At 31.4% G+C, this 12,531-nt stretch carries 18 protein-coding genes; 3 read left to right on the top strand and 15 right to left on the bottom strand.

Annotation, left to right across the window (positions count from 1 at the left end; all coding sequences use genetic code 11):
• Positions 1 to 149: 149 nt before the first annotated feature.
• A complete protein-coding gene (locus Q5N74_RS06920) occupies positions 150 to 1,112 on the top strand; it encodes a tetratricopeptide repeat protein (protein WP_304388010.1) in 963 nt (320 codons plus the stop codon).
• A gap of 4 nt (positions 1,113 to 1,116) precedes the next feature.
• On the opposite strand, the gene rsmG is transcribed toward Q5N74_RS06920, so the two are convergent.
• Complete coding sequence (gene rsmG, locus Q5N74_RS06925; RefSeq protein WP_304388011.1) at positions 1,117 to 1,746, bottom strand: 16S rRNA (guanine(527)-N(7))-methyltransferase RsmG; 630 nt, start codon at positions 1,744 to 1,746, stop codon at positions 1,117 to 1,119.
• 142 nt (positions 1,747 to 1,888) lie between these two features.
• Between rsmG and Q5N74_RS06930 the strand changes: the two genes are divergently transcribed.
• On the top strand, positions 1,889 to 2,989 hold the full coding sequence (locus Q5N74_RS06930; RefSeq protein WP_304388012.1) for an acyl-CoA desaturase: 1,101 nt from the start codon (positions 1,889 to 1,891) through the stop codon (positions 2,987 to 2,989).
• 18 nt (positions 2,990 to 3,007) lie between these two features.
• Positions 3,008 to 4,192: a pyridoxal phosphate-dependent aminotransferase gene (locus tag Q5N74_RS06935; protein ID WP_304388013.1), complete on the top strand. Its 1,185-nt coding sequence runs from the start codon at positions 3,008 to 3,010 to the stop codon at positions 4,190 to 4,192.
• 81 nt (positions 4,193 to 4,273) lie between these two features.
• Here Q5N74_RS06935 and Q5N74_RS06940 read toward each other — a convergent pair whose 3' ends face one another.
• From Q5N74_RS06940 to Q5N74_RS07005, 14 genes are all read right to left on the bottom strand, one after another.
• A complete protein-coding gene (locus Q5N74_RS06940; RefSeq protein ID WP_304388014.1) occupies positions 4,274 to 4,417 on the bottom strand; it encodes a hypothetical protein in 144 nt (47 codons plus the stop codon).
• A 66-nt stretch (positions 4,418 to 4,483) separates the two neighbouring features.
• Complete coding sequence (locus Q5N74_RS06945) at positions 4,484 to 4,939, bottom strand: PA2169 family four-helix-bundle protein (protein ID WP_304388015.1); 456 nt, start codon at positions 4,937 to 4,939, stop codon at positions 4,484 to 4,486.
• 27 nt (positions 4,940 to 4,966) lie between these two features.
• Positions 4,967 to 5,452, bottom strand: coding sequence for a hypothetical protein (locus tag Q5N74_RS06950; protein ID WP_304388016.1), 486 nt, complete (start codon positions 5,450 to 5,452; stop codon positions 4,967 to 4,969).
• Positions 5,453 to 5,503: 51 nt separating this feature from the next.
• Positions 5,504 to 6,166, bottom strand: a complete 663-nt coding sequence (locus Q5N74_RS06955; RefSeq protein WP_304388017.1) for a hypothetical protein — start codon at positions 6,164 to 6,166, stop codon at positions 5,504 to 5,506.
• A gap of 23 nt (positions 6,167 to 6,189) precedes the next feature.
• Positions 6,190 to 6,540, bottom strand: a complete 351-nt coding sequence (locus Q5N74_RS06960) for a hypothetical protein (protein ID WP_304388018.1) — start codon at positions 6,538 to 6,540, stop codon at positions 6,190 to 6,192.
• Complete coding sequence (locus Q5N74_RS06965; RefSeq protein WP_304388019.1) at positions 6,527 to 6,937, bottom strand: hypothetical protein; 411 nt, start codon at positions 6,935 to 6,937, stop codon at positions 6,527 to 6,529. Before Q5N74_RS06965 ends, Q5N74_RS06960 begins: the two co-directional genes overlap by 14 nt.
• A gap of 3 nt (positions 6,938 to 6,940) precedes the next feature.
• The gene (locus tag Q5N74_RS06970; protein ID WP_304388020.1) at positions 6,941 to 7,201 is read right to left on the bottom strand and encodes a YtxH domain-containing protein; all 261 of its coding nucleotides are present in this window, start codon (positions 7,199 to 7,201) and stop codon (positions 6,941 to 6,943) included.
• Between the two features lie 78 nt (positions 7,202 to 7,279).
• Entirely contained in the window at positions 7,280 to 7,432 is a 153-nt protein-coding gene (locus Q5N74_RS06975) for a lmo0937 family membrane protein (protein ID WP_304388021.1), read from the bottom strand.
• 11 nt (positions 7,433 to 7,443) lie between these two features.
• The gene (locus tag Q5N74_RS06980; protein ID WP_304388022.1) at positions 7,444 to 8,040 is read right to left on the bottom strand and encodes a hypothetical protein; all 597 of its coding nucleotides are present in this window, start codon (positions 8,038 to 8,040) and stop codon (positions 7,444 to 7,446) included.
• Between the two features lie 170 nt (positions 8,041 to 8,210).
• The gene (locus Q5N74_RS06985; RefSeq protein WP_304388023.1) at positions 8,211 to 9,995 is read right to left on the bottom strand and encodes a CHASE3 domain-containing protein; all 1,785 of its coding nucleotides are present in this window, start codon (positions 9,993 to 9,995) and stop codon (positions 8,211 to 8,213) included.
• Positions 9,995 to 10,441, bottom strand: a complete 447-nt coding sequence (locus Q5N74_RS06990; protein WP_304388024.1) for a response regulator — start codon at positions 10,439 to 10,441, stop codon at positions 9,995 to 9,997. Before Q5N74_RS06990 ends, Q5N74_RS06985 begins: the two co-directional genes overlap by 1 nt.
• Before the next feature lie 26 nt (positions 10,442 to 10,467).
• Positions 10,468 to 11,025, bottom strand: coding sequence for an AraC family transcriptional regulator (locus tag Q5N74_RS06995; protein WP_304388026.1), 558 nt, complete (start codon positions 11,023 to 11,025; stop codon positions 10,468 to 10,470).
• 84 nt (positions 11,026 to 11,109) lie between these two features.
• Complete coding sequence (locus Q5N74_RS07000) at positions 11,110 to 12,222, bottom strand: AI-2E family transporter (RefSeq protein WP_304388027.1); 1,113 nt, start codon at positions 12,220 to 12,222, stop codon at positions 11,110 to 11,112.
• Positions 12,223 to 12,337: 115 nt separating this feature from the next.
• Positions 12,338 to 12,523, bottom strand: coding sequence for a general stress protein CsbD (locus Q5N74_RS07005; RefSeq protein ID WP_304388028.1), 186 nt, complete (start codon positions 12,521 to 12,523; stop codon positions 12,338 to 12,340).
• Between the last annotated feature and the right edge of the window lie 8 nt (positions 12,524 to 12,531).

Below are 12,531 nucleotides of genomic sequence, written 5' to 3' on the forward strand. Positions count from 1 at the left end.
TATATTATTAATAATTCATTTTTTTTGAGAGAATAAACTTATCCTGAGTTTTGAATAAACTATAAAAAAGTTAAGATTCTTACTTAGAATCAATTAAAAATATCACTAAATTTATTCCTTAGAACTCAAATCTATTACATCTGTCTAAAATGAAAAGAATTATAATTATTTTAATAGTTACTATTTGCCAATTCACAACTTATGCCCAAGCCAGAAAGTTTTTAAGACAAGCGACGAAGACTAACGATTTAAATGAAAAAATAGAACTTTACACTCAAGTTATAGAACTAGAACCAAAAAATTTAGATGCTTATTTCTATAGAGGCCTTGCTAAAAATGATTTGGGTGATTATTCGGGTGCCATTGTTGATTATTCTAAAATCATTGTTATACAACCAGATGCCGACACGTATTACAACAGAGGAAACTCCAGATACAGTATAAAAAATTATGTTGGCGCTAAAGATGATTATGAAAACGCCTATAAACTCGACCCTAACTTTATTGATGCCCTTTACAGTTTAGCCTGTGTAAAATATGATTTAGGTGATTTTGAAGGTGCCATAAGCAACTTGAGTGGTGTTATTAATGTAGACCCTTCGGTGACTAAAACCTATTATTTAAGAGCTTCGGCTTACGCCGCTTTAGAAAATCACAAATTAGCCTTAAACGATTACAGCTTAGCTATTTTATCTGACCAAAGTTCAGACTCGTTTTATAATAGAGGTGTTTTCTATTTAAGCATTAATTATTATCAAGATGCCAATACCGATTTTTCAATCGCCATAAAACGCAACAGAAATAATAGTTTTGCCCATTTCTACAGAGGCACCTCGTTTCTTTTATTAGGAAAATATGAAGATGCCCTTCTAGATTTTAATACTGCACTTGGTTTTGACCCTTTAGATTTTGATGCGCTTACAGGCTTAGCACTCACCTATTACAACATGAATAATTTAAATAGCGCTAAACTTCATTTCCAAAAGGCTAAAGCTATTATAGCGCCAGAAGCAACGATAGATAGCATCGATCAATTTAAAAACACTTACTGGTATCAAAACCAATATTTTTATTTTAGTGAAAACTTTAAAAAGCTTGTTAACTTACAGTAATCAACTAGCCTTTGTATTTTAAAGGCAAGTGTACCACCTTTTTGGTTTCATAAAAATCTTCTGAATAAAAATCGCTTATATTATAAGTTGTTGCTGTTTTATATTCTTGAAGTTCTTCAGATAAGTCACCACCTTTTAAATAAAGTATCCCATTTTTAAGGTCATGGTTTTGGTTTTTAGCTATTTTACCTTTTACCCAATGCACAAACGTAGGCATAATGGCTACGGCGCGACTTACAATAAAATCATAAGTATCATTAATTTCCTCTACGCGGCTGTGTGTTGTTTTAACATTGGTTAAGCCTAAGCCTGCAACAACCTCATCGACCACTTTTAGCTTTTTAGCAATACTATCTACTAAATGGAAAGAACAGTTAGGAAACAAAATAGCCAAGGGAATCCCAGGGAAACCACCACCTGTACCAACATCTAAAATTTTGCTACCATCTTTAAATTCAATCACTTTGGCGATAGCCAAGGAATGTAAAACATGCCTTAAATAAAGTTCGTCAATATCCTTACGAGATACCACGTTTATTTTCAAATTCCAATCTTGGTAAAGCGCCTCTAATTGAGTGAATTTAAGGATTTGATCGTCTGTAAGATTCGTAAAGTATTTTAATATCAGGTTCATTCTTGTTAAATTTTCAACAAAAATATACTATTTAAGTACATATTTTTACAAAAAAACGTTATAACTTAAGTTGCTTTATGCCTATCTTTGCGCCGCATATGGTATACGTATTCAATTGTGTAACATATTTAAAAATAATAACATGACAAAACAGACCCTTTCATTCTCGAGAACAGATTCGGCAAAGTTTTTTAGAACACTTAATAAACGTGTTAACGATTACTTTAAAGACAACAACATCAAGCGAACAGGAAACTGGAGACTGTGGGTAAAAACCATTGTTATGTTTTCTATGTTTTTAACCCCTTATTTTCTTCTATTAACATTAGATTTTCCAGGATGGGCTCAATTACTTCTAACCATAGTTATGGGTATTGGTATGGCTGGTGTTGGTATGAATGTCATGCATGATGGAAACCACGGCTCATTTTCTAATAAAGAATGGATTAACCGTTTAATGGGAAGTAGTATTTACATCCTCGCAGGAAACGTGTATAACTGGAAAGTACAACATAACGTTTTACACCATACATACACAAACATTCATGGCCATGATGAAGATTTAGAAGCAGGACGTATTTTACGTTTTACAGAACATTCTGAGTGGAAATGGTACCATAAATTTCAACATTTTTATTCTGTTTTACTTTACGGATTATTAACTATTAATTGGGCGATTACTACCGATTTTCAGCAAATGAGACGCTACATGAAACGTAAATTATCTTACGGTAAATTTCCAAACCCTGTTTTAAACTGGAGTAAATTGGTCGTTTCTAAAGTTATTTATGTGGCTGTTTGGATTGTGCTACCTATGCTTATTTTAGAAATTTCTTGGTGGAAAATTCTAATAGGCTTTTTTCTAATGCACTATACTGCTGGTTTAATTTTAAGCGTTGTATTTCAATTAGCACACGTTATGGAAGATGCAGAGATGCCTTTACCAGAAGCAGATGGGACTATGAAAAACACTTGGGCTGTTCACCAACTTAGAACAACCATTAATTTCAGCACTAAAAACAGAATTGTAAATTGGTTTACTGGTGGTTTAAACCATCAAGTAGAACACCATATTTTCCCTCATATTAGTCACGTTCATTACACTAAAATTTCAAAAATAGTGAAGGAAACCGCTAAAGAATTTAACTTACCATATAACGAATATAAAACTACACGTAAAGCCATTATTGCACATTTCAAACATTTAAAAGAAATGGGAATAAAACCAGCTTTACACGTCTAACACTTATTATTTATTTAAATGCAATTACTATCCGATAGAATTTTAAACATGGCTACGTCTGCGACATTAGCTATGGCTGCAAAAGCAAGAGAATTGAGAACTGAAGGCAAAGACATTATTGGGCTAAGTTTGGGTGAACCAGATTTTAACACGCCCGATTTTATTAAAGATGCCGCTATTCAAGCTATTAATGAAAACTACAATTCGTATTCTCCAGTAGATGGATATGTAGATTTAAAACAAGCCATTATCACTAAATTTAAACGTGATAATGATTTAACATATGCACCAAGCCAAATTGTGGTTTCAACGGGAGCTAAACAATCGTTAGCAAACATTGCAGCCGTTATGACTAACAAAGGTGACGAGGTTATTATGCCATGTCCTTACTGGGTTAGTTATGCCGATTTAGTAAAATTAAACGATGGTATTCCTGTTGAAGTTAAAACAACAATTGCTACCGATTTTAAAATGACTCCTGCACAGTTAGAAGCTGCTATTACTCCAAAAACAAAAATGATTTGGTTTAGCTCACCTTGTAACCCAAGCGGATCTATTTACAGTAAAGAAGAATTAAGAGCTTTAGCTGATGTATTAGTAAAATACCCAGATGTTTATGTCGTTTCAGATGAAATTTACGAACACATTAACTATGTTGGTGGGCATGCAAGTATGGCACAGTTTGAAGATATGTACGACCGTACAATCACTGTAAACGGTGTATCAAAAGCATTCGCAATGACGGGATGGCGTATTGGGTACATAGGTGCTCCTGAAAAAATTGCTCGTGCTTGTAACAAAATGCAAGGCCAAGTTACTAGTGGTGCTAACTGTATTGCACAACGTGCAACTATTACCGCTCTTAATGAATCGCCAAGTCGTGTACAATACATGATTGACGAATTTAAAGTACGTCGTGATTTAATTTTAGACTTATTAAGCGATGTTGAAGGTTTCGTAACAAACGTACCAGAAGGTGCTTTTTATGTATTCCCAAACATTTCTCATTTCTTTGGAAAAACGCTACGCGGAAAAACAATAAACAATGCTTCTGATTTTTCTTTGTATTTATTAGAAGAAGCTTTAGTAGCAACCGTTGATGGTGAATCTTTCGGAAACCCTGATTGTATTCGTATTTCTTACGCTGCTTCACAAGAGCAAATTAGAGAAGCTATTAAACGTATTAAGGCTGTTGTTAGCTAAAATACACGTATTTAATATACATAAAATAAAAAAGACTGCTTTTATAAGCAGTCTTTTTTTGTTATAATAAGTAGATTTAAATTAATCTACAGCGTCCTCAATACCATCACCTACCTCTTCAATACCATCTTCTACTTTCTCTCCTGGTGATTTTTTTTCTCTACAACTAGTCGAAATTATTCCAACTGTTGCTAATAATAAAAATGCATATACTAATTTTTTCATCTTACTAATTTTTAATGGTTAATTAATACTTTATATATATATATATATATATATATCTGAGGTTACTTAATCAATATCCTCAAGTCTCTTTACTGTGTTTAAAGCTGTTTTAACACTAACTAATTGACTATATACTAGATTGTTAATATCTGAATAGTTGCTAACCTTTGCCAGTTGTTTTTCATATTCATCTACACTTGCTTGCTCGCCTCGAATACATTCTTCTAAAATTGCTTCATCTGTATTAGAACTCAAGGTTGTTTTCACATCAATCCAAGCTCTATGTGCCGTACCTAGAATGGTACCATCACTAACTGGAGTTGCATTTAGGCCGCGTATTAAGGCATCTAACTCATTTGCGAATTGACTTCTTTGTTGCGCTTTTGATTGCAACCAATTCTTTAAAAGAACATTATCAGATTTTTGCATAATTTGCTTATAACCTGCTTCAGCATCATAATTTTTCTGAAGTAATTCCTGTAAAACATCTACTGTTTCCTTATTTGCTTTTGAAATTTCCATAATATTAAATTTTTAAGTTTATATCATTTAAAACTGGTATCGAAGTCCCAAGGCAATATCAAAATCTAGATCATTATTATTGTAACGTTCATCACCAAAGGCCAACTCTGGTCTAAAGTCTAATGAAATAAGTAGTGGAATATCAAAATTATATTCTATACCAATATCACCGGCTCCAAAAATAAAGGTGTCATTATAATCGTCTCCATTATTGAAGTTATATGATCCAACTCCACCACCAAGACCGGCGTACCAGTTAAAACCACCATCAATATTCCAAATCCATTGGTGTAATGCTGCTAGTTTAAAACCATCATAGTTTTTACCATCTCTCCAACCTAAATCTAACTCTAACCTATGGTCATTTCCTAAACGTGCTTGGTATGATATTTCAGTCCCAAAACCGTTACTATCACCTAATCTTAATCCTAAAGCATTTTTTGCTATTTCTTGGGCATTTAATGACACACTTGCCATTAACAATACGATTCCTGTAATTAAATATGTTTTCATTTTTTTATTTTATAAGTTACTTATTGACTATTATTTTTTATAGACTAATAATTATTTTTTAGCATCGGCGTTTTCATCCGATTTGGCTCCCATTCTGTTAACAGTATACATAGGTGCAAATTTCAATTTTAAACCTGCAATCTTTCTATTATCAGAACTTGACAACCCTTCTTTCTCCACGGTGTTTTTTCTAGTATCAATTGCTTCGTAAAGTAATTTAATCTCATCCCAATCTTCACGAGAATACGTGTCTTTATTGTTTTGAACTGTATCTACAAAATTCTGATAAACACCTAAAATATTATCTTTATTAATCCATGTGAAGGTCATGTCTCCACCAGTATAATGGCTACCTAATAATGATTGATGCATCATCTTTTTAGAAGACTCTACTTCCATTCTTTCATGCTCTGCAATCACTTCCGCTTTAAATTTCTCATACTTTACTGTAGCCTCATCTATATCCTTCTGCAACTCAGAATGATCTTTAACTGCTACTACCGCATTATCTGTTTCCAGTTTCATTTTGTGATAATTTCTATCAATAGCTTCCCAGTTTGCAGCTGCTTCATTTCTAGCCTCTCTACTTACAGAATCTACATAAAATTCATAATTATCAACACTCTTTTCTGCCATACCTTTTTGGCTATCATTACAAGCAACAAACATGGTTGATGCCGCAACTAGTACTAATGTTATTTTTAAAGTTTTCATTTTTTTGTTTTTTAAATTAATATTTACGCTTCACTATCTTTTTCTGTACCTACCTTCTTTGAAATAAAATTGGTTACGGCATACTGCAACGCATAGCCCAAAACCCGTTTCACTAAAGAACTTGATTTACCAACAATTATCTTTTTTGAAAAATAACCTCCAGAAATACTTAATATGGTTTCTAGTAGATTGGTTTTCACGTCTGGTGACTGTCTAAAATCTTTTACAGTTTGGTTAAATATATTTATCGGCCTAAAAGCTTCGGTAGTTTCATGAAACTGAAGTCTTAAATCTTCATACTCCATTCTTCTTCTTTTTTCAAGAAGTACCATGGCATCATTTAATAATTCTATTTGATTTTTAGGCTTCTTCATGATGTGCTTTTTTAAATATGTCTGCTATATTAAAATCTGAATTTTTCGATTTCAATAATTTGGATATTATTAAATTAGATACGGGCATTTTAATGAGTTTATCTTTTAACACATATAGCACTAAAGCCAATACTATATAAAACCCAGACACTATAAAAAACCCTAAATAATACGCGTTTAACAGGCTGCCAATTAAAAGACTTAACCCCACGTTAATAAACAGTGTAAACATCACAACGACAAGAACAAGTAGCACAATTGTTGTTAAAGACGACAATACATCAGCTGTTTTATCAACCGTATTGAGAGCCAATAACTCTGCACTTGTTTCGGTGTATTTTTTAGCCTTTTCATAAAGCAAGTCTACACTTTTTGTCATGTTTGTGCCGCTGTTCATTTTTTAAAGTTTTGAGTTCACTGTTTCTTTAACTTCTTTTTTTCCTTTTTCTAGAATTTCTTCCCCATTCTTAATAGCCGAATCGTATTTTTTTGATACGGTATCTAAAAAATTATCGAATTCTTCTTTTAAGCTTTCTTTAGCTTCAACCGATTTATCTTTAATTTTTTTTCTTGTTTTTGATCCTTTATCTGGTGCAAAAAGCACTCCTAAAATGGCTCCTGTAGCAACACCTGCTAATACGCCTAATATATTTGATTTCATAATTTTGATTTTTTTTTAATTTTTTAATTTGCCACCTACCAAATGGTGGTGTTTTGTTATTTTTAGGTTGTGTAAAAACTATACGCCTCTACCACCTATTAGCCTAAGTAATATGGCTATTACAGCTATTACCAATAAAATATGGATTAAACCTCCTGCACTGTAAACAAAGAACCCTAAAGCCCAACCTATTACAAGCACTACCGCAATTAGATATAATAAACTTCTCATGATTTTGATTTTTAATTGTTAATAATTCCTTTTAATTCTTGTTGTATTTGATCTAAATTATAATTTAACTTGTTTAATATTTTTACCGTAACCACCTTAAAATCAATATCATTTGTTATGGATGACAAATATTTTAAATGCATTATTTCATTTTCTAATAATTTCTCCATTCTAGCTAAATACATATTAGAAGAATCCTGTTTGTTTGCCACTGTTACCTTTTCAGAATTACGCTCTTCAAAACGACTAGGCCCTGGCAGAAGTATTAATTTTTTCTCAGCTAAACTGTGTAAATAGCCCCTTATTATCAATACGTCTTTTTCAAGTCTGTTAGCAATGACATACATACTATCAAACTTGGTTGTTTCTACATACAACGCATTCAACTGCAATACACTATCATTCAATATGTCAATATCTGATAATACGGCTGCTTCTTCAATATTAGTTTTAATACTTTCTTGAGATTTTATATTCTTCTCATTCAAATATGAGTTATTATCAGCTCTTTCCAAATCACAAGAAATAACACCTATGCTTACAGCTATAATTAGTAAGCTCGCTATGCATATTTTTATACTTCTATTAATTATCACCTTGTCTATCATTTTCTATAATACAAAGATGCAACCCCTTTACAGGTTTTGTGTTACAGCATTTTTAATGATTGTTATAGAATTTCAACACTCACTGAATTCTGGCTGAATTAATGCATAAAAAAAACCTTAAAACATACAGTTTTAAGGTTTTTAAAAATTGAATAGGATTTGTATTTTATTTATACTGGAAGGTAAATTACAACAGTAGCACCAACTTGTAGCTCGCCTTCGGCAACAATAAAGCCTTGATGATTCTCTACAATTTTTTTACAAATTGAAAGTCCAACTCCAGTTCCTGAGTAGTCTTGTTTATTATGAAGTCTATTAAATAATTCAAATATTTGCGAAGCATATTGCTGATCGAAACCAATACCGTTATCTGAAATGGTAATTTTATGATAATTTAATTGCTGACCTTTTACCAAAACGTCGTCTTCTATTGAATTAATTATCGAATACGTTATTTTAATTATAGGACGCACATCTTTTTTACTATACTTCAACGAATTACTCAACAAATTTAAAAAGAGTTGACGCATCTGAAAAGGTATTACGAACACGGAAGGCAAGACGTCACTAAAAATGGTAGCTTCTTTATCTGTTATCGTTTCTGCCACATCTTGTTTAGCGTTTTCTAGCAACTCATTCAAATCAGTTAAAACGAATTCTTTATCCGGTTTGTTTGTTCTTGAAAACTGAAGTAAATCGTCTATTAACAAGCGCATTCTAGTAGCCGCCGCATTTATACGATCCAAATATTGAATTCCAGAACTCGAAAATTTATCAGACTCTTTTTCTTCTAATCTCGATATAAACGTTTGAATTTTACGAAGAGGCTCTTGTAAGTCGTGACTGGCCACATAATTAAATTCTGAAAGTTCCTCGTTATTTCTTTCAAGTTCTAAATTACGTTCTTCAAGCTCCAAATAATTTTCAATTTCATCTGAGATATCCGTAATATTCCCAATAACCCGTCTTTCTCCCTCATCACTTACTAAAAGCTTACCATAGCCTTTAATATGCCTTATAGTGCCATCTTTTTGGATAATCCTGTAATAAGTAAAAGGTAAATGCTTCTCCTCCATCATTTTTTCGACATCGGCTGCAAGTTTATCTTTATCATCTGGATGTACAAAACTCATAAACGTTTCTAGAGTCGCTTGAAAGGCTCCTGGTTTTTCACCTAAAACCCGATATAAATTATCTGAAAACGTAAATGAATTTGTATCGACATGCCACACCCAATTACCATGTTTACCTATATTTTCTAACTGAATAGTTGCTTCATGAAAAATGGACAATTGATTATTAAATAACTTGATGTTTTTAAAATCATTACTTATTCTATTGTATGATATTATAATAAGCACCAATGTAAACAACAACAGCAAATACAAGAATAATGGTGTAAACTGTAAATTACTTTCATACTGTTTGTGATGCTTTTCAAGTTGTTGATTTTCAAGCGAAATCATCTCATCGATTTTTTGCCTAATAGAATCCATTATTATTTTTTCTTCAAAAAAATTGGATTTAAATTCTTCTGTTAAAGTTTCTTTGTTTTCAACGAATGCATTAGTTTGAGTAAAGTTTTTAAAAAGATTATCAATGTATTTGCTTAATGTTTTTAAATTTTCGTTCTGATCTTCACTATGGCTTGCTATTTCTTTTAACTCTGCAAAAGATTCATTTACTTTTTCTCTAGCACTTAAATAAGGCTCTAAATGGGTTGTATCTCTTGTTAAAATATAATTTCTATGACCATTTTCCGCATCTTTTAAATAAGATATAACCTGCTCTAACTCTACATTAACTTTATAGGTACTAACCACCAACTTAGTAGAGTTTGATAAATTAGAAATATGCTTATAGGTAAAGCCTCCTATAACAAGAATTAGAAAAACACTAACCAAGAAAACTATTCTTAAAAATAAGGCCGATTTTGAGAATACTTGCTTCGTCATTATAACCTCATTAAAAAATTATCTTTATTTAAACCATTGGTATGATACTGCCAGTTCATAGACACCACTTCCGATAGCACTTTCTTTAATTGCTTGAAACTACTTGGTTTTTTAATGTAAATATTGGCTCCTAACACAAAGGTTTCCTCTATATCTTCCTCTGATGCCGATGTGGAATAAATTGCAATGGCAATATCTGCCATTTTACTATTCGACTTTATTTCATTTAAACATTCTATACCATTTTTTTTAGGCATATTTAAATCTAAAAAAAGTACTTGTGGCAAGATTGCTTCTTCACATAATAAATAGTCCATAAGTTCTACCCCATCATTAAAGGTATTTACTTTAGTACTCATATTTAACTCATCAAAAGCATCTGTAAAAAACAGTCTATCATCTTCATCATCATCAGCTAAAATAATATGTATATAATCGTTTGGCATATATTCTTTTATAAATACTGGTTAGTTTATTGTTGCGCCATATTTCTTCGCTTCGTAATAATACGTTGAAAAGCAGAAGGCGTTATGCCTGTGCTATTTTTAAATTGTGTGCTTAAATGAGCCACACTAGAATAGTTAAGTTTGAAAGCTATTTCGGTTAAGCTTAAATCTGTAGATAACAATAATTGTTTGGTATATTCTATTTTTTGAATAATAATGAAATTTTCAATAGACGTATAAGTTACTTCAGAAAATAAGTTGGAAAGATATCCGTAGCTATGACCTAATTTTTCTGATAAATATACCGAACTTTTAACGTTGATAGTAGAATCTTCATTAAAAACCATATCAATAATGGCATCTTTAATTTTTTGAATCAATATACTTTTTTGATTTTCAACTATTTCGATACCATATTCGTCTAACGAACTGGTTAATAATTGATACGTTTCTGTGGGTACTTTTTCTAGTAACTCAACTTCTCCAAAAGCGAGAATTTTGTATTTTATATTGAGTTCACTAAGTCTTGTTTCCAAAACTTTTTTACAGATAGCATTAAAATCAAACTTTATAAATAATTTCATATAGCTTTTAAAATTACTGTAAAGTTAAGAAAGATTTTTTTTTAACCTTAATTTATTATGCTATACTTATAGTTTAAAAGTTATTTATTTAGACTTTCTAATGGCTTTCCATATTTTTAAGCGCACCCGAGCTTTACTTTGTAAATGTTTATCTACAGGTTCTCCTATTAGAAATCCATAAGCTTCACAACCTGGTGTGTTATCAAATAGTATTTTTAAAGTTGCTGTAATTGGTAAGGCTAAAACCATTCCTGTTATACCCCATAACATTGAAAACAAAACCAATGATGATATGGCTACAAAAGCATTTACGCTTACTTTGGATCCTGTAATTTTAGGGGTTATAAAATTCCCTTCTAAAAACTGTATAAATCCAAAAATGGCAATCACACCAAAGGCATACCATGCAGAATCTTTGGTTGCTAAAGCAAGAATAGCAGGTAATAACGAGCCTATTATAACCCCAATATAAGGGATTAGTAATAAAAGTGCTGCTAAAAACCCAAAGAAGAATGGGTTACCAATACCTAAAAGTAATAAGCCCAAACTATTTAAACAGCCCACAATAAGTATCACCTTAATTAAACCTAATAAATAATTTTGCTGGATAGCGTATATTTTTTTCAAAACACTATTTATAAACGATTTTGATTTTGATTTAAATACTTTATAAACAAATGTTCTAAAAAATGCTCGGTAATAGAGAAAGAAAAAAATATAAATCGGTATTAAAACCAAATCGCTTAGAAGACTACTTGATTCGGTTAAAACAATCCCAATCTTGTCTAAATTATCTTTAATAATATTTTCAGCTTTGAATTCACCTTTTGAAAAAAGCCGATTGTTTCCTATATTGAAGGTTTGCTCTAAACCGTTAACCGATTTATGAAATAATTCACCTAATTTTTGAGAATACACTTCACTATTATCCATAAAGTACATTAACCTACTACTTATTAAGAAAAAAAGTAATGCCGTTAAAACAAATAAGGTTATTAAAGATGTAAGTGTTGCAAACAACCTACTACAATGCCATTTTTTCTCAACCAAACGTTGTATAGGGAATATCATAACGCTTAGTATGATGGCGAAAATTATAGGTACTATAAAAGGTTTTAATACATACAAAATAAAAACCACAGCAATAAGCGACACTAAACTTAGGGCGCTGTGATTGATGTGGTTTTTAGAATTCATATAATTAAGTTTAAATAAAAAAAAAACTGTCTAGGTGTTACAAATCTCGATTTTTACTAACCAACCAAACAACCTGAGCGTGCAACAATTCTAGACAGTATTGACTATTTACTTGCTATAAATTAGAAATGATTTTGTGTACTTGTTCTTTCGTTTTTCCGAGTTTTTCTTGTAGCCTAACTACTAACTCGCCTTGTTTTCCTTCAGCTAAAAGCAAATCATCCTCTGTTAACTCAGCATAATTTTGTTTTAACTTATCTTTTATTTCGATCCAGTTGACTTTAATTTCCGTAGCGTTCATAATTATTA

The sequence above is a fragment of the Mariniflexile sp. AS56 genome (assembly GCF_030552475.1).
Classification (GTDB): Bacteria; Bacteroidota; Bacteroidia; order Flavobacteriales; family Flavobacteriaceae; genus Mariniflexile.